Annotated in this window: 24 protein-coding genes; 18 read left to right on the forward strand and 6 right to left on the reverse strand. The window is 48.1% G+C overall.

Annotated features, from left to right (window positions below):
- The first annotated feature begins 16 nt into the window (after positions 1-16).
- Both J6J34_RS07560 and J6J34_RS07565 read left to right on the forward strand, forming a co-directional pair.
- Positions 17-1,396 (forward strand): HAMP domain-containing sensor histidine kinase, encoded by a 1,380-nt coding sequence (locus tag J6J34_RS07560; RefSeq protein ID WP_301835234.1) that lies wholly within the window; start codon positions 17-19, stop codon positions 1,394-1,396.
- A 26-nt stretch (positions 1,397-1,422) separates the two neighbouring features.
- Positions 1,423-2,442, forward strand: a complete 1,020-nt coding sequence (locus tag J6J34_RS07565; protein WP_301774637.1) for an alpha/beta fold hydrolase — start codon at positions 1,423-1,425, stop codon at positions 2,440-2,442.
- Here J6J34_RS07565 and fieF read toward each other — a convergent pair.
- Genes fieF through J6J34_RS07580 form a run of 3 tightly spaced genes read right to left on the reverse strand, consistent with a single transcriptional unit; the run spans position 2,378 to position 5,279 of the window.
- Complete coding sequence (gene fieF / locus J6J34_RS07570; protein ID WP_335342633.1) at positions 2,378-3,319, reverse strand: cation efflux pump FieF; 942 nt, start codon at positions 3,317-3,319, stop codon at positions 2,378-2,380. The two genes, J6J34_RS07565 and fieF, sit on opposite strands and share 65 nt — an antisense overlap.
- Positions 3,320-3,784, reverse strand: coding sequence for a tRNA (cytidine(34)-2'-O)-methyltransferase (locus tag J6J34_RS07575; protein ID WP_301898776.1), 465 nt, complete (start codon positions 3,782-3,784; stop codon positions 3,320-3,322).
- 40 nt (positions 3,785-3,824) lie between these two features.
- Positions 3,825-5,279, reverse strand: a complete 1,455-nt coding sequence (locus tag J6J34_RS07580; protein ID WP_301898777.1) for a type 2 periplasmic-binding domain-containing protein — start codon at positions 5,277-5,279, stop codon at positions 3,825-3,827.
- A 147-nt stretch (positions 5,280-5,426) separates the two neighbouring features.
- Here J6J34_RS07580 and J6J34_RS07585 point away from each other — a divergent pair, with 147 nt between their 5' ends.
- Positions 5,427-7,112, forward strand: coding sequence for a type 1 glutamine amidotransferase family protein (locus J6J34_RS07585; RefSeq protein WP_301898779.1), 1,686 nt, complete (start codon positions 5,427-5,429; stop codon positions 7,110-7,112).
- A gap of 9 nt (positions 7,113-7,121) precedes the next feature.
- On the opposite strand, the gene pyrE is transcribed toward J6J34_RS07585, so the two are convergent.
- Genes pyrE through J6J34_RS07600 form a run of 3 tightly spaced genes read right to left on the reverse strand, consistent with a single transcriptional unit; the run spans position 7,122 to position 8,920 of the window.
- A complete protein-coding gene (pyrE, locus tag J6J34_RS07590) occupies positions 7,122-7,766 on the reverse strand; it encodes an orotate phosphoribosyltransferase (RefSeq protein ID WP_301898780.1) in 645 nt (214 codons plus the stop codon).
- 38 nt (positions 7,767-7,804) lie between these two features.
- Positions 7,805-8,518, reverse strand: coding sequence for a ribonuclease PH (gene rph, locus J6J34_RS07595; protein WP_301722152.1), 714 nt, complete (start codon positions 8,516-8,518; stop codon positions 7,805-7,807).
- Between the two features lie 54 nt (positions 8,519-8,572).
- Positions 8,573-8,920, reverse strand: coding sequence for an HVO_A0114 family putative DNA-binding protein (locus J6J34_RS07600; RefSeq protein ID WP_301774641.1), 348 nt, complete (start codon positions 8,918-8,920; stop codon positions 8,573-8,575).
- Positions 8,921-9,159: 239 nt separating this feature from the next.
- Between J6J34_RS07600 and J6J34_RS07605 the strand changes: the two genes are divergently transcribed.
- The 15 genes from J6J34_RS07605 to J6J34_RS07675 all read left to right on the forward strand — a co-directional run bounded on the left by J6J34_RS07605 (position 9,160) and on the right by J6J34_RS07675 (position 26,447).
- Positions 9,160-10,023, forward strand: a complete 864-nt coding sequence (locus tag J6J34_RS07605) for a YicC/YloC family endoribonuclease (protein WP_301722154.1) — start codon at positions 9,160-9,162, stop codon at positions 10,021-10,023.
- A 192-nt stretch (positions 10,024-10,215) separates the two neighbouring features.
- A complete protein-coding gene (locus J6J34_RS07610) occupies positions 10,216-11,277 on the forward strand; it encodes a DUF5906 domain-containing protein (RefSeq protein ID WP_301898781.1) in 1,062 nt (353 codons plus the stop codon).
- Between the two features lie 158 nt (positions 11,278-11,435).
- Positions 11,436-11,672, forward strand: coding sequence for a hypothetical protein (locus J6J34_RS07615; protein WP_301898783.1), 237 nt, complete (start codon positions 11,436-11,438; stop codon positions 11,670-11,672).
- Between the two features lie 25 nt (positions 11,673-11,697).
- Positions 11,698-12,210, forward strand: a complete 513-nt coding sequence (locus tag J6J34_RS07620) for a hypothetical protein (protein WP_301898784.1) — start codon at positions 11,698-11,700, stop codon at positions 12,208-12,210.
- 488 nt (positions 12,211-12,698) lie between these two features.
- Positions 12,699-15,824 (forward strand): anti-phage-associated DUF499 domain-containing protein, encoded by a 3,126-nt coding sequence (locus J6J34_RS07625; RefSeq protein WP_301898785.1) that lies wholly within the window; start codon positions 12,699-12,701, stop codon positions 15,822-15,824.
- Positions 15,825-15,842: 18 nt separating this feature from the next.
- Complete coding sequence (locus J6J34_RS07630) at positions 15,843-16,913, forward strand: anti-phage-associated DUF3780 domain-containing protein (protein ID WP_301898787.1); 1,071 nt, start codon at positions 15,843-15,845, stop codon at positions 16,911-16,913.
- 87 nt (positions 16,914-17,000) lie between these two features.
- Positions 17,001-20,030: an anti-phage-associated DUF1156 domain-containing protein gene (locus tag J6J34_RS07635; protein WP_301898788.1), complete on the forward strand. Its 3,030-nt coding sequence runs from the start codon at positions 17,001-17,003 to the stop codon at positions 20,028-20,030.
- A 33-nt stretch (positions 20,031-20,063) separates the two neighbouring features.
- A complete protein-coding gene (locus J6J34_RS07640; RefSeq protein ID WP_301898790.1) occupies positions 20,064-22,814 on the forward strand; it encodes a phospholipase D-like domain-containing anti-phage protein in 2,751 nt (916 codons plus the stop codon).
- A 161-nt stretch (positions 22,815-22,975) separates the two neighbouring features.
- Positions 22,976-23,350 carry a hypothetical protein gene (locus J6J34_RS07645; protein ID WP_301898791.1) on the forward strand — a complete coding sequence of 125 codons (375 nt, stop codon included), beginning with the start codon at positions 22,976-22,978 and terminating at the stop codon, positions 23,348-23,350.
- A complete protein-coding gene (locus J6J34_RS07650) occupies positions 23,343-23,759 on the forward strand; it encodes a helix-turn-helix domain-containing protein (protein WP_301898792.1) in 417 nt (138 codons plus the stop codon). Before J6J34_RS07645 ends, J6J34_RS07650 begins: the two co-directional genes overlap by 8 nt.
- Before the next feature lie 10 nt (positions 23,760-23,769).
- On the forward strand, positions 23,770-24,240 hold the full coding sequence (locus J6J34_RS07655; protein WP_301898793.1) for a hypothetical protein: 471 nt from the start codon (positions 23,770-23,772) through the stop codon (positions 24,238-24,240).
- Positions 24,241-24,502: 262 nt separating this feature from the next.
- Positions 24,503-25,090, forward strand: a complete 588-nt coding sequence (locus J6J34_RS07660; RefSeq protein ID WP_301898794.1) for a hypothetical protein — start codon at positions 24,503-24,505, stop codon at positions 25,088-25,090.
- A gap of 9 nt (positions 25,091-25,099) precedes the next feature.
- Positions 25,100-25,468: a hypothetical protein gene (locus tag J6J34_RS07665; RefSeq protein ID WP_301898795.1), complete on the forward strand. Its 369-nt coding sequence runs from the start codon at positions 25,100-25,102 to the stop codon at positions 25,466-25,468.
- A 24-nt stretch (positions 25,469-25,492) separates the two neighbouring features.
- Positions 25,493-26,065, forward strand: coding sequence for a hypothetical protein (locus J6J34_RS07670; protein WP_301898796.1), 573 nt, complete (start codon positions 25,493-25,495; stop codon positions 26,063-26,065).
- Complete coding sequence (locus tag J6J34_RS07675) at positions 26,055-26,447, forward strand: hypothetical protein (RefSeq protein WP_301898797.1); 393 nt, start codon at positions 26,055-26,057, stop codon at positions 26,445-26,447. The genes J6J34_RS07670 and J6J34_RS07675 overlap by 11 nt, the downstream gene beginning before the upstream one ends.
- The last annotated feature ends 519 nt before the right edge of the window (positions 26,448-26,966 follow it).

The raw sequence follows: 26,966 nt of genomic DNA on the forward strand, positions 1-26,966 counted from the left end.
TCAGGGCACTTTTTAAATGCGTTGGTACCACTCGCTCTCACTGCGACTATTGTTGCTGTTTTGGGTGCTACTGTTCGCAGTGGCCAGCAGTGGTTACCTGCTGGCCTTGTGGTTTAGCAAACCCATTGCGCCTGAGCCGGTGCCGACCGCAGTGCAGGAGTCACTGGCACCACTGCTGTCAGAGGTAGCGACTTTTCGGTCGCTGACGCCGGGTCGTCTGCTGGCCGGCGACTATCGGGTGGCGGCAAGCCTGGCCCCCTCAGGCAAGGAGCGGCTGCAACTGGATCGCACTCTGGGCATGAATTACCGTGCCACCCTGATGCGTCAACTCGAAGCCGAGCAACCGCAACAGCTGCCGCTGGGCAACCTGATGTTGCTCGGTCCCTTCCAGCTGGAAGACTATCGGATTCTGATCACGCGTCCCATTACCCCCGGCGAACGTCAGGAGCAAGTGCTGACTGAACGCGAGACCCAGCGGGTGCAAACCCTGGCATTGCTGGTCGGAAGTTTGGCGATCTCAATTTTACTTGGTGCCTGGCTGGTGATGCCGCTGCGGCGTCTGACCCAAGCCACCCGCGAAATTGCTAAAGGCAGCGAGAACCCAGATTTACGACGGTTACCCAAACGTAATGATGAGCTGGGCGAGCTGGCGCGGGCGCTGGCGACCACCGCCTATGATCTGGCCGTATCCCGCGATGCTCAGCGGCGCTTATTGTCGGACGTCTCCCATGAGCTGCGCTCGCCGCTGGCGCGGATGCAAGTGGCATTGATGCTTAGTCAGGAGCAGGATTCGCCGGAGCAACAAGCCAATCACATCGACCAGCTGGGGCGTGATCTGGAGCGACTCAGCACGATTATTGAGCGCATTCTGTCGTTGTCACGGCTGGAAAACGGCTTGGTGCAGCTGCAAACCGAGCAGGTGGACATCCGTCGTCTGGCGACGCAGCTGATCAAAGACTTACGTTATGTGAACGCCAGTCAGGGTCAGCGCGTACAATTTCAGGGCGATGGCGTATGGCCGGTCAGCGAAAGCGATCCCGAGTTACTGCGGCTGGTGATCGAGAATCTGGTGCGCAACGCTTTGCAGTACAGCGATGACGATGTCGAAATCAGTTGTCAGACAACCAGCAATGACTACACTATTATCATTCGCGATCACGGACCAGGCGTTCCGGATGATCAACTCAGTCAGTTGTTTACGCCCTTCTACCGTGCCGATCTCTCCCGCAACCATAAAGCCGGTGTGGGCCTGGGAATGGCGCTCAGTTTGCGCGCCGCAGCAGTATTAGGTGGCACCATCAGCGCACGCAATCACCCTGAAGGGGGCCTGGAAGTGGCAGTGAATTTGCCGCTATCAGAGCCGGGAAATGGTACTGAGCAGAACGGTAAAAGCTAGGCAAGTCACCGCTCAGGAGCACAGCAGTGCATGACGATAATAAAACAGCGTGGCAGTCGTTCTATGACGATACGGTCATGCCGTACTGGTATAAATATGCCGAACAGCGCTATCTAAAGCGTCCGCATGAGATCAACTTATGCTATTACCTGGTCTGCCCACCTGATGCAAAAGCGTTGGTGCTGATCAGCCCGGGCCGCATTGAAGGTGCCATTAAATACCCGGAGCTGGTGTGGGAGCTCGGCCAGCAAGGCTACGCCGTGGCCATTCTTGATCACCGCGGACAGGGCTTTTCCGATCGTTTGACTCCCAACCCACACAACGGCCATGTGCATCACTTCGATGATTTTGTCGATGACTTCGCCGGCTTTGTGCGGGCGACGGAACAACAGCTGCTGGAGCATTACGGCAAGCCTTTGCCGCTGTATCTGATCGCCCACTCGATGGGCGGCGCCATCGCGGCACTGTATCTGGCGCGTTACCCGCATGAGGTGAAAGCGGCGGTGCTGTCATCGCCCATGTTCGGAATTCAGACCGGTTGGATCCCGCACTGGCTGGCCGTGGCCATCACCCGCACCGGAGCCGCGTTGAACCAGCTTATCGCTCCGCAAACACCCTGGTATTTTCCCGGAACTGGCGACTATGTGGAAACACCCTTTGCCAAAAATGAGCTGTCGCATAGCGAAGCACGCTACCAGACCTTTCGTGCACATTACCGTGAGCATCCGGAAGTACAATTAGGTGGGCCCACCTTTCGCTGGATCGCTGAAGCGCTGAGTGCGGCGCGACGCGCCATTGGCGAGGCCGGGGATATTCATATTCCGGTGCTGGTGGTGCAGGCCGGCGGTGATACGGTCGTGGACGCCGCGGCGCAGCGCGAATTTGTCTGTGCACTCTCCCATCCGCAGAGCCAGGTGATGGTGGTCGCTGACGCCAAGCACGAGATCTTTATTGAAAGTGACGCCTACCGCGAGCCTGTGGTCAATCGCTTGTTGAGCTGGTTCGCCGGCGAGCGGGCACCACAGAAAGTGGATCCATGTGAATAATCACATCGGTCTCGGGAAACAGCTCGTGTAGTTCGCGTTCGGCGCCATCGGCAATATCGTGGGCTTCGCGCAATGATAAATCATCGTCTAACTCAACGTGGCATTGGATAAAGCGCATCGGGCCGGAAGCGCGGGTGCGCAGATCGTGCCAACCATGAATGCCCTTGGTCGACTTTAGCACCGCCACGATTTTGTCTTTGTCCGGCTCCGGTAACTCCCGATCCATTAGCCCCTGAAAGGCTTCCCAGCCAATGCGAATGGCGCCATAGGCCAGATAAATGGCAATTAAAATGGCAAACAAACTGTCCGCCCAGTACCAGCCATAAGCGCTTAATCCCAAAGCGACAATAACCGCACTATTGAGCAACAAGTCCGATTGAAAATGCAGGTGATCGGCGGCGATGGCCTTGGACTCGGTATGCTTGACGGCAACCCGCTGCAACACCACTAACGCCAGGGTCAGGGCAATGGCGAAAATCGACACGTAGATACCCAGGGTGGGTTTGCTCACACTTTCGCCTTGCCACCACTGCTGTGCGCTGTGCACCAGTAGTAGTAAGGCAGAGCCGGTGATCAGTGCCGACTGCACCAGCGCCGCCAGCGATTCGGCTTTGCCGTGGCCAAAGCGATGCTCGTGGTCGGCGGGTTGCAGGGCATAACGAACCGAGAAAAAGGTAAACAGCGACGCCAGCGTATCGAGCATGGAGTCGGTGGCCGAGGCCAGCATACTTGAGGCATCGGTGCTGATCCAGGCCCAGAGCTTCACAATCACCAGGGTCAGAGCGACGCTGACCGACGCGCGGGTGGCAAGCTTGACCCAGAAACCATAATCGCGGGTTTTACCCATCGGCGGCTGGGTGTGCTTTGGCTCTATCACCTAATCACCTCCGGCGAAATCATGTTGGCGCCAGGCCTCGTAGCTGATGATGGCCACCGCATTGGCTAAGTTTAGTGAGCGATTGTTGGGCATCATCGGAATACGAATGCGGTGCTCACTATCAAACTGGGCCATCACGTCATCGGGCAGGCCACTGGTTTCCGAACCAAACAACAGAACCGACTCGTCCGCATAACTGGCATCGGTATAGCTGCGACTGCCTTTGGTGGTACAGGCAAACATCGGGCGGGCGCCCATCGCTGCTTTGAAGGTGGCAAAGTCGGGATAACGCTTCACATTACTTAAATCATGGTAATCGAGGCCAGCGCGGCGCAGCTTCTTCTCTTCAAAGTCAAAACCCAGCGGTTCAATCAGGTGCAGCTGGCAGCCATTATTGGCGCTCAGACGAATGATATTGCCGGTATTGGCCGGCATCACCGGCGTGTGTAAAGCAATGTGAAACATGCAACAGCGTCCTTGTAAGGGTTCTTCAGCAGCCGCTCGGTTATCTGGCGGCGCGCACCGGATTGGGTTCAGGTGGCAGATTAAGATGCAGATAACCCCGCCGAATCATTTCCTCGGTATAGATGTCGCGAATGGCACCCGAGGTGACCAGTTCGCGAAATTGCGCATCAAACCAGTCACGCAAACGAAAGCCGCGCGGCGTCTTCTGAAATGCCACGTGTACGGGCAGCGCGTCGCGTAATTTTACCATGCTATAGGGAGAATTGGTCCAGTCCGGCACATTCTCGAGGTAACCTACCACTGCCCCCATACGGCCCATATCCAGCATGGCGAAGCAATCCAGGTGGCTGTCAGCAGAGTAGTAGCTTAAATCCGGCGACAGCATTTGCTCATATTCGTAGCCGGCGACATGACACACGGGGCGCTGCAACGTACCCGCCTCGACCGCTTGCATGTCTTCGGCAGTGGCGGTGAACACGTACAGCGGGTTGTCAAAATCCAGATGATTGCGCGAGACAATGGTATTTTCAGGTGTCTGCTGACCTAAGGCCCCGACCAGTGCATCGAACTTGTTGTCGTCCAGCCCACGGTAGGCACGACTAAAGGTATTGGCATGCAGGTCAAGCTCGGAGGCCACGGGGGCGAAAACCTGCTCCATCACCTGCCAGTAGGCGCCTGAACCATCGGCTTCGGTGTATTCTGGCCACAGACCTGCGGACAAACGCACAGGACCGAGCTCCGGGCTTTCGTCAAAGCCGAGAGTGGTGCGAATTTGCGCGTTATTTTCCTGTAGGATCTCCAGTATCCGGCCGCTGTCGAGCATGTCCTCTAGAATCGCCTCCAGTTGCGGCACCAAAAAGGCGTACTGCTGATGCAGGAAGTGATAGCCAGTATTGCGCTTATAGGGCACGAAGATGGTGTAGTCGTTGATGGAAGCGAGCTGTTCGGCTTCAAAGTCATTCAGCAAAATGGCATCGACGCGGTCGTTGTCATACAGCAGTTCAAGCTGGGCGATATCCACCGCCTGAATGCTGGGCATGTCGATGGCGCGGTCTTGCAGAACCTCTTCTACGGACTGCGTGCCCGCGATGTACGCGAAACTATCGATGTTATTAAAGCCACACAGACCGCACTCGCGACGATCGGCGACCATCACCACTTCGGAATCAAACAGTGGAAAGTCGACCCGGACCAGGTTGGTGTACTCATCATGCAAGCGTGGGATCCGACCCAGTTCGCCGGCAATACGGCCCTTGTTGGCCTCGGTTAAGCTACGATTGCGCGGCATCGCCTCAAAGCGCAGCTTAATGCCCAGGCGAGCGTAGGCTTCAGTGAATAGCTGCACCACAAAATTTGCCGTTGGCGAGGGATCCGCAGCACGGAAGATAAGCTCATCAGGCATCTTGTGTGGGTCATCTTGCGCCGTGAGCTGGGGGCTGTAGAACGCGCAGGTGGCGGCCAGAAAAATAACGATGGCAAAGCGAGAATAGTGCAACTTTACGGCCTCTACAGGGGTCTATTAAGTACGATCGTACGTGCAACGATGCAGAGCACGGCATATGACAAAGAGTATAGCAGCTCGGTTGCTGATGAAAAGGTGTTACAATGCCGCGCACAACGCAAGTCAGTTAGGAGTAAGTACATGCGGACATCTATTTTAACCACTTGTCTGGCGCTGGTTGCCGGGGTAAGTGCCAGTCTTTCTTCGGGCGCAACAAGTGCTCAGGAACAAAGCGACAGTGATTTTTTCCCGTTCATCGCCATCGGTGAGCCGCTCGAGGTGTGCTCGAGCATGGCATGGCAGCGTTGTAACGAGACTGATTGGATCGATACCGACGCCATGCGTTCGGATCGCTATGTCAATCTGAGCTCGGCCTACGTCGAGCGCTTACTGGATGATAAAAACTGGACGCCGATGCGTCGGGATGTGCGCGATGACTTGCGCGAAGCCCTGGATCTGCTGCATCAGCGCATGAAGCAGGACGTGATCTCTGAACGCGTGTTTCTGGAAGAGTTTACCCGCCGGGCCACACGCTACATGTACGATCAGCTGTCCGAGCGCGAATGGAACATGATCATTGATTATCTCGAAATGCGCGTGCCAGATGATGTCAGCTATGGCGTGAATCTGGCGGCCACCAAGGACGGCGTGCAGCCGGAGTTGCTGCGTCACGTCGTGTCGCAAGCACGCAAAGTGAGCGCTGGCGAGACGCCCCATGTACTGGTACTTACCGCAGGCCAGCGCGACAGTCTGGATAAGGTCAATTATTACCTGCAGAGCTTTGCCGCAGCCGGTGCGGATGCCTCATGGCTGCCACTGGATGCTGCCGTATTAGCGGCACGTGGCGCAGACGCTTGTGAAGAGTTAGATGATTACCGGGAAACGGTGATGGATAGTTACCGCCGGGATATCGTGCATGCCGACCTGCATCTGCGTCAGCTGGCTTTCTGTGAGGCCGATGACGCCGTAGACGCGGTGCGTAGTGCCGACGCTATCTATATTGCCGACGGCTCGCCGGATCTGTTGCGGCCGTTGTTTGTCACGCAACTGAATGAGCCGAACAGCTTCGCCATTGGCATCGCAGAACGTGTTGCCGAAGAGCAGCTGGTGGTCGCCGCGGCCGGTGCAGCGGTGAACGTGATGACCAGTAAAGCCATGATTTCAGCAGGCACCAGCCGTGAAGCCTTAAAAGATGGCGCCCACTCGGCGCGGATGCCGGGCTACGGTTGTGGTAAAGACGATACCTGTCCGCGCGGCTTAAATGAAAACAGCACCACTTATCATCCACTCGGTGGCGCCGGCCTATTCCGCTGGGCGACACTGGATAACCAGGTGGGTGAGGAAGGTCGCCATGGACGTTTGTTGCGCGTGGCCGCGACGAATCGAGTGCCGATGGCCGTGGGAATTGACGCGTCGACGGCGCTGTTGGTGAACCTGAAATCAGGCGACTTTAAAGTGGTCGGTGAGCGTGGTGTGTTTTTTGCCCTGGGTGCGCAGCAGAATGAACGCGCGGTCGCGGCCAGCTTTCATTATCTGATGGCAGGCGCAACGGGTACCCTGAGTGGCAACGAGCTGACCAACGTCGAGCTGGCCGATAGCGCCAAAGTAGTGCAAGAAGACCCAACCACCAACTTCCTCGATGGCCGCGGCATGTACGATGCCTTGCGCTTATTGTGTAACGAGCGTGAGAGCATTGAAGTGAAGCAGGAGCAGTTCGTGCTGACCTTACTCGGTGGCGAGAGTGTGACCACGCAAAAAGCCGGTGCTGAGTGTCAGGTCATGAACGCGCGCATTGGCATGCAATACGCGCCGTCCAAATCGTTCTAAGATGCGTGCTTAACGTACACCGTATTTAGCGCGATACGCCGTAACAGCCTCGAGATGCTCAGCCAGCTCGGGGCTTTTTTCTAGGTAGCTGATGACATTGTTTAGCTTAACGATACTGATCACCTTGGTATTAAAATCCTGCTCAACTTCCTGAATGGCACTGAGTTCGCCCTGGCCTTTTTCCTGGCGATCCAGCGCAATCAACACGCCGGCGAGTTCGGCATTGTTGGCGCTGACGATGTCCATGGATTCACGGATGGCGGTGCCAGCGGTGATCACATCATCCACCAACATGACTTTGCCGGACAGTGGAGAGCCCACCAGATTACCGCCTTCGCCGTGGTCTTTCTTTTCTTTACGGTTGAAGCAGTAAGGCACATCTTTCTGGTAGCCATCGTACAGGGCAATGGCCGCCGCGGTGGCAATGGGAATGCCTTTGTAAGCCGGGCCGAAGAGCACATCATAGTCGACTGTGCTGTCCTGCAACGCGGCAGCATAAAAGCGGCCGAGCTTGGCGAGGTCTGAGCCATGATTGAACAGGCCCGCATTAAAGAAATAGGGGCTGGTGCGCCCGGATTTCAGGGTAAATTCACCGAATTTCAGCACGCCACGGGAAATGGCGAACTCAATAAAGTCTTTTTGGTAGTCTTTCATTCGTGCCTCTTATGCCTCTCTTATGCCTCTTATACAAGTTATGCCAGCGCTTGCTTTTGCAGGTCCATAAGTTCGCGGATGGCGTGACGCGCCAGTTCCAGCATTTCATTCATTTCATCGAACGAGAAAGGTTCGCCTTCGGCGGTGCCCTGAACTTCGATCAGTTTACCGGCTTCGGTCATGACTACGTTCATGTCGGTTTCAGCTTTGGAGTCTTCCGGGTAGTCCAGATCGGCAACGGGGTGGCCGTTGTACATGCCAACGGAAATTGCTGCGACCAGACCTTTCAGCGGGTTGGTTTTCACCATGCCCTGCTTACGCATCCAGTTCAATGCATCGACCAGCGCCACGCAGGCACCGGTGATAGATGCAGTGCGGGTACCGCCATCGGCCTGCAACACATCACAGTCGATGGTAATGCTGTTCTCACCCAGTGCCGCAAGATCAACGCAGGAGCGCAGTGAGCGACCGATGAGACGCTGGATCTCGACCGTACGACCGCCTTGTTTGCCGCGTGCGGCCTCGCGATCCATTCGCGTGTGCGTGGAGCGTGGCAGCATGCCGTACTCTGCAGTGACCCAGCCCTGGCCTTTGCCCTTAAGGAACCGTGGCACACCTTTCACCACGCTGGCGGTGCACAACACCTTAGTGTCACCGAATTCAATCAGCACTGAACCTTCGGCGTGACAGGTGTAGTTGCGGGTAATGGTCACCGGACGAATTTGCTGGGCAGTACGACCACTTGGACGCATAGGCTGGCTCCTTTAACTGGGAATAAGCTGTAAGTAATTTGGGCGGCGATTATATCAGATGTGGATTTGAAATTCTGTTGCTACTGCTATTGGCCTTACAGACTTCTCATGCTTTTCCATTTTCACTAAGCCGTAATGTGACATGGTTTTCAACGAGCGCGAGAGATTGCTGGGTGCGCGGCCTGAGAGTGTAGCTAGTTCTTTCAATGACTGAGGTTCTTTATCAGCGATCATTTTAAGCAATTCGCGATTTTGATCAGACAAAACCTCGGCAAGCGATCGAATTGAGGGAAACCACACTCGCGGTTCATCTTCGGTTGGCTTAACTTCGCCCTTTGCAATAGCAATGAGACGTGCACGAATTTCAAGCTGTGGTTTAACACCAATATGTAGGATTGACATTAATGCATCTCCTTTATGAACGCGTCAGCCAAATCCAACAACGTATCTAGAGTATAATCCACATCCATGCGAATATCACCTGATGATAATTATTTATAACTGATCCATTCAATCACTTTTGCAGAGAAACACCGAACGTCAAACTTTATAGGTCTTTTGCTAATGTTGTTGCGAGCTAAATTTTGCCTTGCGCCAAACAATGCTAAACTAGCGTCAATTCAAGTTAAGAGAGCATTATTATGATCCAAAGCATGACCGGATACGCGCGCCACGAACTGAAAGCCGAATGGGGAACAGCGACGTGGGAACTGCGATCAGTGAATCAACGTTTTTTAGAAACCTACTTCCGTTTGCCTGAGCAGTTCCGTTCGATGGAGAACATGCTACGTGAGAAGCTGCGCAAGCAATTGCAGCGCGGCAAAGTCGAGTGCAACCTGCGCCTCAATATCGAACAGAAAGTCGAGGGCGGCTTGCAGCTGAACGAAGAGCTGGCGAAAAGCGTGATCTCCAGTGCCAACTGGGTGTCCAACCAAAGCTCATCGTCTTACCTGAACCCGCTCGACGTGCTGCGCTGGCCAGGTGTGGTTGCGCAAAGCGAGGACGACGTGGATGCGATTCAGGCGGACGTCATGGCCGCCTTTGATACAGCCGTTGCTGAATTTATCGATAATCGCGCCAGCGAAGGTAAAGCGCTGGAGCGTCTTATTGAAGAGCGTCTGGAAGGTGTCTCTGAACAATCTGCTTTCGTGCGTAAGCGTATGCCAGAAGTGCTCGAGTGGCAACGTGAGCGCTTACTCACTCGTTTAGAAGATGCCAAGGTTGAACTTGACCCGCAGCGTCTGGAAAGCGAAATGGTGATGCTGGCGCAAAAAACCGATGTCGCTGAAGAGCTCGACCGTCTCGACACCCACGTCGTCGAAACTCGCAAAATCCTGCGCAAAGGCGGAGCCTGCGGCCGTCGCCTCGACTTCATGATGCAAGAGTTCAACCGCGAAGCCAACACCCTTGGCTCCAAGTCCATCAACACCGACATCACCACCGCCGCCGTCGAACTGAAAGTGCTGATTGAGCAGATGCGGGAGCAGATACAGAACATCGAGTGATGTACTGACCGGCGGGGTGACCTTATAAATCAGTAGGATACCAGGGAACAGTTGACTTAAAATACCCCAAGTTCACTAGCGTAAACAGTCCAGTTGGATACAATTATGTATTCAACTGGAGTTCTCACTTCATGTTTCTACGTTCGCCACTTGCCACAGATTGCTGGTAAGAATGTCGGAAAAGCGTGGTTAATGTGGCCCGGTAAATCATTCAAGCCCGATGGCATTGGCTTTTACCCCAAGCCCGAGAAGTGCCTTGCGAGCGTATTTAATACCTATACCGCCTCGCATGTGGTGCCGTTACCGGGTAGCTGCGAGCCGTACCTGAATCATTTGAAACACGTGATATGTGCAGGCGATGAACGAGCCTACCACTATCTCATTCAGTTTATGGCGCACCTTCTGCAAAAGCCGGACGAGAAACCAACTACAGCGATTTTATTACGCTCGGTAGAGGGAACGGGGAAAGGAACTATGGTGAAGCCTTTGTTGGCGATGGTAGGCGCTCAGGGAGCACATATAAACGGGCATCATCACATCACCGGCCAATTCAATAGCGTAATAGCCAACAAGCTGCTGATATTTGCTGACGAAGTAGACCTTTCATCGAGCCAAGTAGCTGACAAGCTCAAGGCGCTCATTAGCGAACCCATTGTGCAATTGGAACGCAAAGGACTCGAACCGATAGCGATACCCAACTATGCCCGGTTGATATTTGCCAGTAACCGCGATTTCGTGCTGAAAGCTGGCTTAAAAGAACGGCGTTACTTGGTGTTGGAGCCTTCGGCTGAATACGCACAAGACCAGCGCTATTTCAGTAAGCTGCACCAGTGGTTAGAAAATGGCGGAACGTCGTTTCTGATGGATTACTTGTTAAAGCTCGATATTAGCGCGTTCAACCCATACAAAGCACCGACCACATCCGCACTAATGGAGCAAAAGCTGCAAGCCATGCCGTTGATATACCAGTATGCGTATCAGAACCTAAGCAGTGAGGCACCCTTTGCAGGCCGAGCACGAATCTTGTCGACCGATGCCATCAATGACTTTATGCACTGGTGTGAGAACCACAATCATGATGTGAGTTATGGCAGTGCCAGCAGCTCGGTGGGCAAGCTGTTCAAAGAGATCGCAGACCAAGTTCATGGCCGGTCAGATCGAGGTGGCCGGTATTTTGAACTCGGTAGTGTTGATGGTATGCGCGAGCGATTTGCAGGACTTATCGGAGCTGAACCACATGACCTCTTCGACTAGTTGACTAGTGCGCGTTATTGATAATGATGTAGTTGGAACACCAATACCTGGAACGCTGCATCGTTTGAGGTAACGCGTTTTTTCTAAACCCTTCAAACGATAGTAATACTCCTAGATCTCGGTGTTCGTGAACGCATACGCAAAGAAGGAGAACAAATATGCCGCACATTTTAGAGATGTCAGAAGAGCACATCGAAAATCATTTAAGAATGACAGGTCAAACCCGAGAGGAGCTCGAAGCGAGGTTCAAATCCGAGCGTGAAAGAGACATGCGAGAAGGCTTTGATGAATCAGATTGGGTGCAGGACTGTGATCCAAGCCAGCGAGACAAATTCACTATGCCGATTGCATTTGAAATCGTCGGTGATGACAACGAACAAGAGAACAAAGAGTAAAAGAAAGTTAATACGGAGAACGCTCATGAGAAAAACAATGATAACAATGACTCTAGCCACTCTTCTAACCGCATGTTCAACCACTTCTGGAACAGGACCCGATATATACACAAGTGGATTTGATAACAGCACATTAGTCGAAATTGCCCCTCATGGTGCGGCTTGCACGACCGCCTGTCTTGGATTGGGAGCACAATGGAACGAGGCGCACGGAGATGAAGCCTTTCTGATTGTGGCCAACTTTATGGACTTGGTGGCTATTCTGGACGCCCAACTAAACATTGACGGTAAAATTGTAGATCTTGAGTCAGCGGACCTGCTTACTGGTCAAGAAACTAACTCAGGCGTTCGAACATCGACAAAAGGGTTTCGCACAAACCTTGAAACGATTGAAGCGATAATCAATGCCAAGCGCGTGTGGTTGCGGATCGAAACACCAACCGGAACGCGAGAAGACCGCATTATTGATGCTTCCGGTGATAGTACGGCCTATCATGCTATGAAGCGTTTTATAAGCGCTGTAAAAAGTGCTGATTGAGGAGTCCCACCTCTACCACAAGCACTGGTTTTGATAAGAAAGCACTCTTCCGTTGGGGAGGGTGCTTTCTCACTTAAAACCTACCGTACCCATCTAGTAGCTAATAAAATACGGGACTTTGCTCATCTGGTATAGGTGGGCACCGTTCGTTATGAGATTTTACTAAGTATCCTTTGATGCGAAGATCGCTGCTCCTTTGGTTGGTCGTATTCTCTCGACTTAATAAGCACTTGTGACACATTAATCAGTAATGTAATCTGCAGTACATTTGCAAACATTTATCGGGATAGTGTGATGGCTTCCACAAAGACAGCAACTCTCACGATTCGGGTCGAGCCGGACATAAAAGAAGCACTTCGTATAGCTGCGCGAGAAGAGCACCGCTCTATTGCGAATATGCTTGAAGTTCTCATACGAGAGCATTGTGAAAAAAATAGCATTGCCATCGGAAAATCGACGACAAAAGAACAACCTAGGGAGCGTTCGGAATGATAAAAACGGTAAAGCAATCCTGTCGTTTTAACCCTGTTATTCAAGACTACAGAATGAGCCAGGGCATAGAAAACCTTGCAGATTTAATTACTGATGAGGGAGATGGTCAGGAGTTCTTTTCACGAAATTACGTGACTCACGGTATGGAGCAGCTTTTTAGAGAGGGTATGCTTCGCCTTTCTGGTAAGTCTGATCAAGCCGTGTTTGAACTGAACCAAGCGATGGGTGGCGGTAAAACGCACATGATGATCGCGCTTGGATTGCTAGCTAAACACGCACATTTGCGTCCTAACGTGCTTTCTGAGGATATAAACGGCCGGCTCGACTTTGGCAACGCGCGAATCGCGGCGTTCAACGGTCGTAATTTTCCAGATAACTATATTTGGGGGGACATAGCCACTCAACTTGGTGCTGGAGAAAAAATAAAAGACCACTGGGTAAACGGACCAAAAGCAGTTGATCAGAAGAAATGGAAGGAAATCATCGGTGACGAGCCGACGTTAATTATGATCGACGAATTGCCTCCATATCTTGATAACGCTACTACGCAGCAACTGGGGTCTGGAACGTTGGCAAATATGGTTGTTTACAGCCTAAGTTCATTGATGAGCGCTGCCTTAGAACTTCCTAAATGCTGTATCGTTATTGCGAACCTTTCAGGAAGTTATGGGGCACAGACGAAAGCTCTGAAAGAAGCAATTTCCAATCTTCAGCAGGAAACGCGACGTCAAGCAATGACGATAACACCGGTACAGTTATCTGGTAACGAAATATACCAAATACTGAAAAAGCGCTTAATCGATGAACTTCCTGATGAGCAAACAATAAATGACATTGCTGAGGAATATGCTCAGCAGATAAAGAAAGCCGAAGATGGTGGCTACATCATTGCATCAAGTATTGAGCAAATAACCGAACAGGTTAGAGAAACGTACCCATTTCACCCATCATTTAAGCATCTAGTTGCGTTATTCAAAGAAAATGAAGGTTTTCGACAAACTCGAGGGCTAATGCAATTTACTGCGCGCCTTCTAAAGAGTGTTGAGCAACGAGATGCCGATGATGTGTTTCTTATTGGCGCGCAACACCTGGATCTTAATGATGAACAAGTGAAAGATGAGATTGAAAGAATTTCTCCACGTCTCGTACCTGCTATAACCAGAGATATTGCAGATAAAGGTGATGCAATCGCAGAGAATATCGACTCCGAGTTGGGAGCCGATTCAGCACGCCAACTAATGACGTTATTGCTCACGTCATCATTATCCCGAGCTGTAGGTGGTCGAATTGGTTTATCCGAGAGTGAAATCATTGAATTTTTGGCGGCTCCGCAGCGCAAGGCAGACGAGTTTTTAACGGCACTGCAAAAACTTAAGGAACAAGCTTGGTACCTTCATCGTGAAGATGAACGCTATTTCGTTAAAGAAACGGAAAACCTTTCTCGCCAAATTGAGAGAAATGCTCGAGAGATTCCGCAACCAAAAATCGATAGTGCGCTTATCAACAGATTATCTGGAATTCTTCAACCTACGCGTAAAAACGCTTATCAAGATGTTCAGGTTCTCCCAAGACTTGATGATTTGAAGTTAAGTGGGCCGAGGGTACTTATTGTTGTGAAACCTGATGGTAAAGTCCCTCCTAATGAACTTCAAAATTTCTTTGAATTTCAATTAGAAAAAAACAACTTCCTCGTTCTGACTGGGCAGGACAGTACATTTGCTGATGCTGTTGAGGACAGATTGAGAGAATTATACGCAATAGAGCAAATAGAGCGACGGTTGAAGCCTGGCGACACATTATTTGAAGAAGCTCGCGATCGAAGGGAAGAGGCTGAGGGACGCTTCATAAAAGCATTGTCTGCTGCTTACAACACCTTGTTGTTCCCAGGAGTAGAAGAAATGGACGGCTCTGATCGTTTATTAAAAGTTACCATTGATAATGGGCTAAGAGTCGGAGATGGTGATCAATCCGCAGAAGCCCAAATTGAAGCTTTACTGAGTAGTCCGAGAGCGAATTATAAACTGGTGCTGGATTTAAAAAACGACTTTACGACATACTTTGCAATGGCTGAGGCTGAACTATGGGCCGGCGGGGCTGGTAACAGAAGAATGCCATGGAAAGACGTGGTAAGCCGAGCTAAAACAAACCCTGGCTGGCCGTGGATGCCTGGTAGCAGCGGAATGGACACGCTTCGAGCGGAGGCAATGAAGCAGGACCGTTGGAGAATGGGTGAAGACGGGTACATTGAAAAAGGGCCATTCCCAAAAGAGAAGACGACAGTTAACGTCTCTTTGATGCAAGTTAAGCCTGAAACGGGTGAAGCTATAATAAGTCTGACCCCTCGGAACGCCGGTGAGAGTCCAGTAGTTTATTACTCGACCTCGCAAAACGTCTCAACCGCAGATAAGAAAGTTGAAGAACTTGAAAACTTCGTTACGACAGAGGGAACCCTTTATTTTTATGTAGTTGATCCTTCGGGCAAATTTGAGCCAGGCCAGCCAACACGCTGGACAGCTGAATTGAAGATAAGACATCAAGTCGAACCTCATGGTGACAAGCGAAAAGTTAGCTTGCAGTGCACCCCCAAGGGGGATATGTATTACACCCTAGATGGCTCCAATCCTAAAGACGGTATTAAGTACGAAGGAGCCTTTGAGATTGGTTCTGAAGCGGCACGGTTGTTGGTTTTCGCGAAGTCAGGAGAAGCGACAAAGACCGTAGATTTTCAGATTCCGAATAGTGGTGATAGAGAGGTTCAAATTGATGACGCGAAACCTGCACGTCTCTCGGCGGCCAAGCGAGTTTCTATGGACAACACGCAACAAGTGTTCGCCGTTATCAATAAATTTAAAGATCAACCCAAAATTCAGTTTAAAGGTGTCCGCATCGAAATCGGTGAGGGCGAGAATACAGTCGCTATTCGCTTTGGCGAACGTAAAATTACAGCAGCAATTATCGAGTCTACTGTGAACAGCTTGAGAGATGTTCTTGAGGAGCAAGATGCAAACGTTACAGTAGCAGTCAAAGACGGAGTCGAATTCGAAACCGGATTCGAAGCCAAAGAATTCGCTAAAACTCTGGGTTTAGAGTTACGACCTGGCGACATCATACAAGATGATTAACCCTATAAAGGGATTAAAATGAGAAGCGGTAATAAAGCAAGTGCAGGTGTGACAGTGCGTATCGGTACACTAGGATTCGGTGTGCCAACTACAAGCGATCCACATCACTTCAAAGTAGTTATTCCAAAAGCAAACTCTGGAAAAGTCCTCATCAGTGAACATCTTGGCTTACAGGCCCAAAGTGACGAGGTTGCGGTAATAGAGCGTGTGCTTTTAGAACGTTCACGTTGGACAGCAATTCGTGCTGAAGTGCAGCGAGCATTTAACACTCGATTGAAGGGAAATGGATTACCATCTAGCACTTGGAAGGTTGGAGAGAACCCTGTTGATCGATTGCTCGGTAAAGAACTTTGCGTTTTAGCTTGGGCAATTGAAACCATGGATGTTGAGAATATTCCAGTTGCTATCCGAAATTGGCTAGCACTGCGTCAAGAAGAGCGTTGGTGGTTATTTGGAATGACGGCTAAAACTTCGGGAGGGGCAGAAGACCGTGATGTGGGGTGGCGAATCGCATTGCGTCATGCCCTGGGTGATATTGTTCAGACAGACCAGCTTGAGAGTGAAAGCAGTAAGCTCCCAAGTGAGCTAGAGAAACTACCCAAACCACACTCGAACGCAGAAGCACAACCGGTTGATGAGAAGCAATTACCGCTCAGCGAAACTAGCGATGAAGATTCACAAAGAGAAAGTCACCCTGATGCACCGGTACTCGATGAGTCAAATAACGATCAATCACAAACAGAAGAAACTTTGTTTTTATTTGAAGCGAAGAAAGCGAAGGCAGTTGGGCTTCCTGTCGGTGAGATGAGTAACCCCGAATTTCTTGTAAAAAAAGGCTCTACAGCAAATATTGCACAAGCCAAATCATTGCGTCCAGCGATTAGAGAGCTCCGTCAAAAACTATTGGAGGAGGGAACTCTTGAAAAGCAAGGAGAGGTTTATTCTTTTATTCACGAACATTTATTTAAAAGTCCTAGTGCTGCAGCATGTGTAATTGCTGGTAACCCAAGGAGTGGTATGGATGCATGGCGAGATATGCAAGGGCGTAGTCTCAAAGAGTTAGGTTACGGTAAAAAGGTTAATGTGTAAGCCAGAAAGTATAGTTTCTCACGAAGTTAAAAGTGGTAGTGATAGAAGCGACTGCCTTACAGGGCACTTATTTGGAGCGAAGTTCTCATGGAAAATTTGACCCCGTTTCGTTTAAAGGATGAGCCTGCTCTGATAGAAGCGGTTTTTCCGGCACAAAAAATATCATACGAAGCTCAAGCTGAGCGAAAAGCTGTTGCTGCACAGACTTTGACTGGCTTGGGTTCGTACTGGAAAGGGCGTAAACCACTGATTCTTGTGCGAGCAATAATTCTTGGCTCCCTTCTACCGCAAACAGATGATCGTAAAAAAGATCTCGAAATTTTTGAAATGCTAATGGGATTTGATAACGTTAGTTTAGCCAAAAGAGCTCTAATAAGTAATACAATTAGGCCGGCTCAGATTGCTCAAACAATATCTCTATCAAACCCCTGGAAATATTTTTCTCATAATATTTCCAAAGAGGATCCGAAATATCCAGAAGTAAGAGATTCATGCCTTCCCATTAAGTCAGATAATGTTGCGTTTAAGTTAAAATGGCAGCGAGGAATGGATGAAAGTGATAAGGTAAAAATTATTTCTCTTTATTTAGAGACTCTTTCGACTTATGAGGAAAAAGCCAGTTTATGCAAACGCCCAGAAGAAGTTAATCAAGAGTGGTTGAGCTCTCATATCTGGGACGGAGTTAATAACCATTTATCTTTTATTGGAGTTTCAGCAACCTCTATTAACTCATTGGTTGAACAGTTAGGAATACTTAGATTCGGACATAGACCTCAAGTCGGAGATGCTTTCTGTGGAGGGGGCTCAATTCCTTTCGAAGCGGCTAGAGTTGGCTGTCATGCATATGCATCGGATTTAAATCCCATAGCATGTATGCTGACTTGGGGTGCATTTAATATTGTTGGTGGGGAATTAACTGTCCGAGAAGAGATTGAGCAAGTACAACAAAATATAAACGAGAGGATTGATCAGAAAATTAAAGCGCTGGGCATTGAAAATAATGAAAATGGCGATAGAGCAAAAGCCTATTTGTACTGCGTTGAAGTTACCTGTCCGGAGACAGGCTGGAAAGTCCCCTTATCTCCTAGTTGGGTTATCTCACCGAAGCAGAAAACAATAGCAATACTTGAGCCTGATTATGAAACTAAAAGCTTTAAAATAATTGTTGAAAGTGGCGTTTCTAACCAAGCTCTTCGAGAAGCTGAAAAAGGAACCGTTCAATCATCGAATATGGTTTTTTCTCTTGATGGAAAAACTTACCGTACGCCTATAAAAACTTTACGAGGGGATTACCGAACTCCCGAAGGGATATCAGCTAATAAACTTCGAAAGTGGGGTGTTTTGGATTTTAAGCCTCGTGAAGATGATATCTTTAGAGAGCGTTTATATGCGATACAATGGATCAAGAAAGAATCTGTGAATTCACCAAGACAGTCATACTTCTTTACTGGAGTGAGTCCGGCTGATCTAGAGCTCGAAAAAGCTGTAGATGCACTAATCAAAGAAAACATAGAGAATTGGCAAGTAGCTGGACTTGTTTCAAATATGGAAATTGAAACGGGATACAATACCGAGCAACCGATCCGAGAGCGTGGCTGGACTCATTGGCATCACCTGTATAATCCGAGGCAGCTTTTATTGATGGCGATGGCCAAAAAAGAATGGCTAAGCTCACCTTTTCCCCAGTTCGGAATGTTAAATATTGCAAAAATGGCTGACTTTAATGCTCGTTTGAGTCGGTGGAAGCCCAGTCAAGGCGGTGGGCTTGGTGGGCCGGTGGGTGTTTTCTCTAATCAAGCATTGAACACATTCTTTAACTATGCAACTCGCTCTTGGGCTGGGTATGGTGCGAGCTCTTTCAAGATAGCTGAACAGCCTCTAGGTTCGGACATCCAGCGAAAAGTATTTTCTGTTTCTGCAACTGAACCCAAGGCTACGTGCGACTTTTGGATCACGGATCCACCTTATGCTGATGCGGTCAATTATCATGAAATAACTGAATTTTTTATTGCTTGGTTAAGGAAAAATCCGCCGGCTCCCTTTGACGAATGGACATGGGATTCGAGACGTGCTCTGGCTATAAAGGGGAATGGCGATGAGTTTCGACGCAGTATGTCAGAAGCTTATTCAGCTCTCAGAGCTAACATGCCAGACAACGGTATGCAATGCGTAATGTTTACTCATCAGGACACCCGAGTATGGTCGGACATGATAGGAATCTTTTGGTCCGCAGGGCTTCAAGTAATTGGGGCTTGGTATATAGCAACGGAAACAACTTCAGAGCTCAAGAAAGGCGGGTACGTTCAGGGCACAGTGATCCTGATGCTTCGTAAACGGCCGGAGTCGGAAAAGTCAGGTTTTAAACAACGTCTACTTCCAGCAGTTCGCGCAGAAGTAGAACAGCAAATTCGAACGATGTTGAATTTGAATACTGAAATCGAATCGATGGTAGGCGAGTCTGTTTTTAATGACTCTGATCTTCAAATGGCAGGCTATGCCGCAGCACTCAAGGTCTTGACGTCATATACTCATATAGGCGGTGAGGATGTTCGGGGCTTTGCTTTGCGCCCACGCCAGAAAGGAGAAGTGACAGTTGTTGATGAGATTGTTCAACAGGCAGCTGAAGCAGCAAATAGTTTGCTTGTTCCCGATGGGCTCCAGGCAGGAACATGGCAGAAATTATCAGGTATTCAGCGTTTTTATTTAAGGATGATGGACATAGAAACAACCGGGGCATCTAAATTAGACAACTATCAGAACTTTGCTAAAGCTTTCCGTGTTGAGGATTATACCCGAGTTATGAGTAGCCTGGTTGCAAATAAAGCAAAGCTTAAAGAAATTTCCGAATTCTCGTCTCGTGATTTAGCGGATTCAACAGAGATCGGAGCGACGTGGTTGGGTTCAATTATAATTGCAATTCAACAGTTGCAAGCAGATGTTGAGCCTCAAGTTGCAATAATCCAGTTGAGAAATGATTTGCCCGATTTTCTTGAGGCTCGCCCGGTGCTGCTCGATATTTTGCAATTTATTGAACGCAAAGCGCCGGAGCAAAAAACGCGCGATGCAGCTGAAGTTCTGGGGTCGCGATTCAAGAATATGAGAGCCATCGGTGATTAAATATCGCCTAGCAACGGAGTTGCGTAATTAATTATGACTATCAGACGCTTTTCATCACGAACGCACCGATTAGACTCAACATTTTTGCTCGAGCAGTTGAAAGGTGCGCGAAGCTACAAACGAATTGCGGGTTACTTTACAAGTTCGCTATTTGAAGTTGCTAATGAGCTCATTGAATCAATTCCTGATGTGAAGATTGTCTGTAATGTAGATATCCATCCTGATGATTTGAAAGTCGCTCAGTTACGAGAGGCGAAAATGATTGGGCGCTGGAACGAAAGAGATGTAGAGGCCGAAAGCCTATTAAATCGCGAACGATATCGGCGTTTAGATAGTTTCCTCGCAAAACACGGCCAGGTTATTCGTGTTGCGCCGGATAGTGTGTGCGGTTTTCTTCATGGTAAAGCGGGCGTAATTGAGTTAGCTAGCGGTAAAAAAATTGGCTTTATGGGGTCAATGAATGAAACCAGCAGTGGCTGGCAGCGACACTATGAAATTCTTTGGGAGGATGAATCTCCGGAAGGCGTAGCTTGGATCGAGGAGGAATTTGAATTCTTATGGAATGCGGCTAAGCCCATGCCACAAGCCGTTATCAAAGAAGTGAAGCGCCGAGGACACCGACATGAAGTTTCATTTGATGATATTGAGGACGAGGAAGATTTAGCTCCAGCGGCGCTGATTGAGTCACCGCTATATCGGCAAGGTTTTTCTCTTCAACCATGGCAACAAGGTTTCGTTACTGAGTGTATCCGTCACTATAAAAATAACGGAATTGTTAGACTTCTAATTGCGGACGAGGTTGGCTTAGGAAAGACACTTTCGATGGCAACAGCTGCTTTGTCACTTTGTTTATTGAGTGATAAAGAGAGTAAGAAAAGAAAACCGGTCATTATTTTTGCACCCGCTACGCTATGTGAGCAATGGCAAACAGAGATGATCGACAAGCTGGGTATTCCATGCGCTCGCTGGCACACTCAGAAGAAAGCGTGGATAGATCCAGATGAACGGATCATCTCGCCTCAGGGACAAGAACATATTGCAAAGTGTCCGCTCCGTGTCGGCATAGTATCAACGGGTTTAATGCTTCGAGACTCTCTTGAGAAGCAGTATTTACTCGGCTTACGTTACGGTGTCGCAATTTTAGACGAGGCCCATAAAGCACGAAGTCGACAAGGTTTTGGTAAAGACGCTGGGACCTTTAATGAGTTACTCTCATTTATGCGTGAAATTGCCGCTCGCTCCGAACATGTAATTTTAGGAACGGCGACCCCAATCCAAACTCGACCAGAAGATCTCTGGGATTTGATGGGAATTCTTCATCAGGGAGATGGTCGTTTTGTTCTTGGTAATGAGTTATCCAAATGGCATCGACCAAAAGACGTACTTCCTATTTTATCGGGCATTGAAAGAGTTACAGAGCCGAGTTTCGCATGGGAGTTATTACGCTCTCCTCTACCGGTCGTAAATTCCACAAACGATCCAAATGCCCGGCGTTTATTTAGTGCCATAAGACAGGATCTTGGTTTAGCCGATCGGAATGATAAATGGGATATCCGCAATTCTCTATCAGACTGTTCAGATGACACGCTGGACTATCTCGAAGATGAGCTTCACCGTGATATTGCTGGGGCAAGCTTTTTTCAGCGAGAAAATCCATTTATACGCCACATTGTTCTGCGTAAACGCACCACATTAGAGGATGCGGGACTTTTAGCTGCAATCGCGGTTGATGTTCATCCGAATCCTGAATTTGCTAAAGAGCTTCACCGCTTTAACAGTCTTTTTGAAGGCAAAGCGCTCCGCACAACAGAAAACTTCCGACAAGCATATTCGGAAGCACAAAGCTTTAGCAAGGCCCTTTCAAACACTGGCAAAGGCGGCGGGTTCATGAAGAACCTGATGGAGCAAAGAATTTGTTCTAGTATTGCCGCTGGTCTCAATACTGCTCGAATGTTACTAGAGGGTAGAACGATAGAGGAAGAAAACGATGATGGAATTATTGAGCTAAAAGCATCGAGTCCTGAAGAAATAGCTGTACTCGAAAGAATGATAGAACGCCTTGAAAATATTGAAGAAGATCCAAAGCTCAATGCTGTTATCCATTATCTTGAAAAAGAGAATTGGCTTAAACATGGTGTGATCATATTCAGTCAGTACTACGATACAGCGAAGTGGGTAGCCGACTCTTTGGCAAGTCGATACAAAGATCGGGCAGTTGGTTTGTATGCTGGTGCTGGCAGAAGTCGCCTATATCAAAATGGTGATAGTGTTTCGATTGAAAGGGAAACATTGAAAAAAATGGTTGCCGAGCACCAATTAGAAATTATGGTTGCAACCGATGCTGCTTGTGAAGGCTTGAACTTACAAACTCTCGGAACCTTGATAAACATAGATCTTCCCTGGAACCCTACTCGTTTAGAACAGCGAATTGGTCGCATCAAAAGGTTTGGGCAAGTTCGCGAAAAAGTTGACATGTTGAATCTTGTGAACGAACAGACTGTCGATGAGAAAGTGTACGATAAGCTCTCTGAGCGCATGCAAGACCGCTATAACTTGTTCGGCTCTCTGCCAGACACTATTAGAGATGAATGGATAGAAGATATTGAGCACATGGGCGAGAAAATGGACGAGTACATTAACGCTCAAAAGCAGGCTAATGGCTTTGATCTGCGTTACACAGAGACAATGGCTCCTTCTGAAAAAGACTGGCGAGATTGCGCAAATGTGCTCTCTAGAAGAGACTTTACCGAGTTAATGATGACCGGTTGGAGTGGTGGTGAATAGTGAATTGAAACAATGTGTTTTTTATAGCACTAACTCCAGACTTTTCAGCCCCGTCGGCATCACCATTAAAGAATAATGATGTTGAGTCTCAAGCAGAGCTACTAGCGATTAGCTATTTAACTTGAAATCTTTTAACTTATAAGTAAAATGAGCTACCCTTAATGGCGCAGACAAGGCAAATTCTTCAAGCTAACGATAATGTTCAAGACTCCTTGAGCGAAGCTATGAGACATGTCCCTGCACACATGCGGACCAAGGTAGCCCTTAAGTTTCAAGCGTTGTTTGAGATGTATCAAGAAGGAACTGACTGGCGAGTTCCAGCGCAATGCAATGTTGAGGGAGAGCTTGAGGACCGGCGGAAATTTTTGGCGGTCAAGGTACAACAAGTTCGCTGTTACGGTTGGTACCACCGTGGAAATTTTGTGATTAGTCACTATATCTATAAGAAACAGCAGAAGCTGTCGAAAGCTGATACAAGAGCAGTGCAAGAAAACTACAGAGCGTGGTTGCAAACAATTGGAGAAGATAATGAGTAAATTTGACTTTCAGAACGCCTTTTCAGAGTGGACTGACACTGAGAACGAGCAGGAGAAAGCGTGTAAAGTTGCTCAAGAGAAAGCAATCTACCGCATCGCAAATGAGATTTATCATGCTATGAAAGAGGCCGAGATCAGTAACTCCCAGCTTGCCGAGTTAGTTGGTAAGAAGCCTGCATTCATTACTCGAGTTTTCAAAGGTGATCACAACATGACTGTTCGCACAATGGCGAGCCTTGCTTTTGCATTAGGAAAAGAAGTGCATTTCGACCTGCGTGATCGTGCAACTGAAGGATACAGCTGGGAAAACGTCCAAGTGAACATCGGCGATAATGTTGTTGATTTCCCGAATCACCTCCACACCAGCCGACGTGTTGATGTTGATGAATGCGAATATCAAGCAGTTTGAGGCTCAATAAATGAACGAAGCATTGATTCAGCCAGCAGTCGACAACCTCAGCATAGAGAAAGTTGACTTGCTAACAGCCCGAGTTGACTGCGATGAGGTATTCTCATTTAGCAAACCCAAGCCAAATTGTAATGTAAAAGTTGGTCGTGGTTTGGTCAGCTTTTCTGTGTTGGAGCCTGGTGAAGGCGAGGAAGGTAACCCGAAGTATGTTGCCTACGTTTATCAATGTGGCCTTAAGTTCGAGCCGAAAGAAGTCGATGCGGAAGCGTCAGATAGTGATTGCACAACACTTCTTATCGAAGCTCGTTTCAGCGCTATTTATGTGATGAAAGACGACGTAAACGAAGACTCTTTGCGCGAGTTTGGACGTTTTAACGTTCCTTACCATGTATGGCCATATTGGCGTGAATACGCGCAATCAACACTGTCACGCATGGGCGTTGAGCCTGTGCCTATTCCCGTATATCGACTCCGCAAATAAATTTCAAACGAACCATATAGTCTAAAATTTGATCAACCGAATAAGGTGATGTAAAGTCACCTTACGAATTAAAAGCGTCGCCAAGGATATGAGGTAAAGCGCAGTTTGAATTCCCCGCTCAGATAGTTTTCCTCAAGGAAAGAGCCCACCAGTTCAAGTTTCCTCGACTGCATCTGTCTTTGATAATGCGCAGAAGTATTATGCGGTTTCGTCTAGTGAATACGAAAAATAAGATATTAATTTACCAGTGAGATAATAAAGTATGTCTTTCGATGATTTGTTGACTGATACGGTAAGTTTGCTGAAGCAAGATGGAAAAAAAGTAGACGGAATAAAAGCTAGCGTTCAGAAAGGGAAAATTTTTATTCAACGCTCTGACCTGGTAATTGAACCGGATGATTTGATTCGAAGACGGATGAGTAATGGTGCGGAAGAAACCTATAAGGTTATTGACCCTGGTTTTCATGAAGCATTTCATGATATCCCCGCAGGCTACCAAATAGATGTTCGCAAATTAGGTGTACCGGAAGCGGCAAGTGCGGTTCAAAACATAACTTACAATATCTCGGGCGTAAACAACCGTATAAATCAAAATTCAACAGACAACTCGATTAACAGCGCAGTTATATATCCTGAAGTTAAAAGTCACATTGATGCTTTAAGAGAAGAAATTCGGCGACAAAAAATTCCCGAAGAAGAAAAGGTTTCGGCTAATGAAATTATTGATGCGGTCGAGACCCAGTTTGAAAGCGGAGTCCCCAATAAAACCGTAATAAAAACGTTACTGTCAGCACTACCAAATGCGGCAAGCATTGCGTCTATTGGCTCATTTATTATTTCTTGCTTATAGGAGTCACCAATGAAACTTGAACAATTTGTCGAAGAAAGTTTGAAACAAATAATTACTGGTGTTCTCAAAGCTAAGGAGTATGGCGAAAAGAACGGAGCGTACGTCAATCCTGTGAATGCAGCATTTAATAGCAATAGTGAGAACGTTATTTATTGTACAGAAACAGGAATACCTCTTCAGCAAGTGGCGTTTGATGTAGCAGTAACGGTTACCAGTTCGCAATCTGAATTTAGTGATAGTCAAGCAGAAATAGGCGACATAACCGTGTCGGGCTCAACGTCCGAAAGCAATTCATCTAACAGTTCTGCGAGTCGAATAAAGTTCCTAGTACCGGTGCGTCTACCTACTTCCGGTAAACAGGATAGTGATCATTGGTAATCTGAAAAACAGGTAAATTCTCTGATGGAACTAAAATTTGACCTTAAGGAGCTTGATGGCACCGACGTTAGCGAAGAAAAATTAGAGTCGATACGAATATCTCTGAATCTCTCCGATAAAGATGACCTTGAGCCAACGCTTACCAAGCTCGCCAACGCTGGCTTGGCAGAATACTTGGAAATGCTTGCTGGGAAAGGTATGCCCAATCGGGCCGACGAAGCGAAGCAGGACAGACTACTTTACTTGATAAAGAAAGTTTTTTCTCCGAGGTTGCCATCTGAAGATGATATTTCGATTATGTTTCAGCTGACTACAACACAGTCGAGAACATTATTGAGGAACACGCTTTCAAGGTATCGGATAAAATTAAGGGATGAACTGCACACGACTTTAGATGAGATATTTAAAACGGCAGTTTCTGGAAAGAACGGGTGGGATATTACTATTCCGTCTGAGGTCTTAGTTGAGCAGTTTAATTTAATTGTTGCTAAAGAGGGAGCTGAATACAACCCTATCCGAAAGCAGTCTGTGGGAAGTAAAAAATATTTTATGACCGGTGATACACATGTCGCCCTAGGAAATCATTTTGGAAGCTGATGTTTTAAACTCAATTTCTGCTCTCAGTGTTATTTTTGGTGTCGCAGTTTTTCACCTTGGCGCCTCATCAAAAAAAATTTTAGCCGCTTTAGAATTGGATATTCCTGCGAAAACACTGAGATTAGAACGAATGCAAAGTCGTAAGGAAGTCCTTGTGGCTCTTCTGATCGGAGCTTTTCCAAACTTTATGATGTTGTCAGCGATATTCATCGTGATGCTTCCGAGTATGATCCGATATATTAGAATTTACGAATTCAATTTGTTTGCTTTTAGCTTTATGGTTACGTTGTTCCAAATTCTTGGATTTATCGTGATGTTTTATGTAGTGATATCTTTCGCGAACATTCTAAAACTTAGTAAAAAATGGCTAGAATTATTGTAAGAAGGGCATAAGTTGGGGTGCGACGAGAGATAAACGGTGCTCTTCCGTTGCTGTAGTCGAGCTATTTATTTGCTATGTCTAAGATCCAACTGGATCCAAAAATGGATCCTAAACTCAAAAAACGCCACAAACAAACAAGGCAACCATTTGTTTCATAAGAAAATAATATTCACATCATCGATTCAGATCCAGAACATCGAATAACCTGGCCGTTCGTTGGCCACCAGACTGCAACACGCCTGACGGCACACTTGGTAACCCATGTGGTGACCGCAGGTGACCTATTGGTGGCCCGTACTTCCGGTACGGGCCACCCCTCCGCTCCCACCAAAACTCAACTCAAAATTAACTCCACGCTGGCTATACCGACATGTGAAATTAGGAAATCCGCATTCTTTCTGCTATAACATTTAAACAGAAGGTTTTAAACCATGCACAAATACGGTAACTACCTTATTTAATATTAAAAAAGTATCTCAATATTAGTTATTTGCGCAGTGTTCGCGTCTTCATTAATCG

This window comes from Pseudidiomarina terrestris (genome assembly GCF_030466405.1).
GTDB lineage: Bacteria > Pseudomonadota > Gammaproteobacteria > Enterobacterales > Alteromonadaceae > Pseudidiomarina > Pseudidiomarina terrestris.

Excerpts from the sequence above, each read along its gene's own strand:
- J6J34_RS07585 (WP_301898779.1), top strand. The coding sequence starts at position 5,427 with ATGCGGACATCTATTTTAACCACTTGTCTGGCGCTGGTTGCCGGGGTA.
- J6J34_RS07625 (WP_301898785.1), top strand. The coding sequence starts at position 12,699 with ATGATAAAAACGGTAAAGCAATCCTGTCGTTTTAACCCTGTTATTCAA.
- J6J34_RS07630 (WP_301898787.1), top strand. The coding sequence starts at position 15,843 with ATGAGAAGCGGTAATAAAGCAAGTGCAGGTGTGACAGTGCGTATCGGT.
- pyrE (WP_301898780.1), bottom strand. The coding sequence starts at position 7,766 with ATGAAAGACTACCAAAAAGACTTTATTGAGTTCGCCATTTCCCGTGGC.
- J6J34_RS07610 (WP_301898781.1), top strand. The coding sequence starts at position 10,216 with ATGTGGCCCGGTAAATCATTCAAGCCCGATGGCATTGGCTTTTACCCC.
- J6J34_RS07660 (WP_301898794.1), top strand. The coding sequence starts at position 24,503 with ATGTCTTTCGATGATTTGTTGACTGATACGGTAAGTTTGCTGAAGCAA.
- J6J34_RS07635 (WP_301898788.1), top strand. The coding sequence starts at position 17,001 with ATGGAAAATTTGACCCCGTTTCGTTTAAAGGATGAGCCTGCTCTGATA.
- J6J34_RS07640 (WP_301898790.1), top strand. The coding sequence starts at position 20,064 with ATGACTATCAGACGCTTTTCATCACGAACGCACCGATTAGACTCAACA.
- J6J34_RS07655 (WP_301898793.1), top strand. The coding sequence starts at position 23,770 with ATGAACGAAGCATTGATTCAGCCAGCAGTCGACAACCTCAGCATAGAG.
- J6J34_RS07600 (WP_301774641.1), bottom strand. The coding sequence starts at position 8,920 with ATGTCAATCCTACATATTGGTGTTAAACCACAGCTTGAAATTCGTGCA.
- J6J34_RS07670 (WP_301898796.1), top strand. The coding sequence starts at position 25,493 with ATGGAACTAAAATTTGACCTTAAGGAGCTTGATGGCACCGACGTTAGC.
- J6J34_RS07575 (WP_301898776.1), bottom strand. The coding sequence starts at position 3,784 with ATGTTTCACATTGCTTTACACACGCCGGTGATGCCGGCCAATACCGGC.
- J6J34_RS07605 (WP_301722154.1), top strand. The coding sequence starts at position 9,160 with ATGATCCAAAGCATGACCGGATACGCGCGCCACGAACTGAAAGCCGAA.
- J6J34_RS07645 (WP_301898791.1), top strand. The coding sequence starts at position 22,976 with ATGGCGCAGACAAGGCAAATTCTTCAAGCTAACGATAATGTTCAAGAC.
- J6J34_RS07665 (WP_301898795.1), top strand. The coding sequence starts at position 25,100 with ATGAAACTTGAACAATTTGTCGAAGAAAGTTTGAAACAAATAATTACT.
- J6J34_RS07620 (WP_301898784.1), top strand. The coding sequence starts at position 11,698 with ATGAGAAAAACAATGATAACAATGACTCTAGCCACTCTTCTAACCGCA.
- rph (WP_301722152.1), bottom strand. The coding sequence starts at position 8,518 with ATGCGTCCAAGTGGTCGTACTGCCCAGCAAATTCGTCCGGTGACCATT.
- J6J34_RS07615 (WP_301898783.1), top strand. The coding sequence starts at position 11,436 with ATGCCGCACATTTTAGAGATGTCAGAAGAGCACATCGAAAATCATTTA.
- J6J34_RS07560 (WP_301835234.1), top strand. The coding sequence starts at position 17 with ATGCGTTGGTACCACTCGCTCTCACTGCGACTATTGTTGCTGTTTTGG.
- J6J34_RS07650 (WP_301898792.1), top strand. The coding sequence starts at position 23,343 with ATGAGTAAATTTGACTTTCAGAACGCCTTTTCAGAGTGGACTGACACT.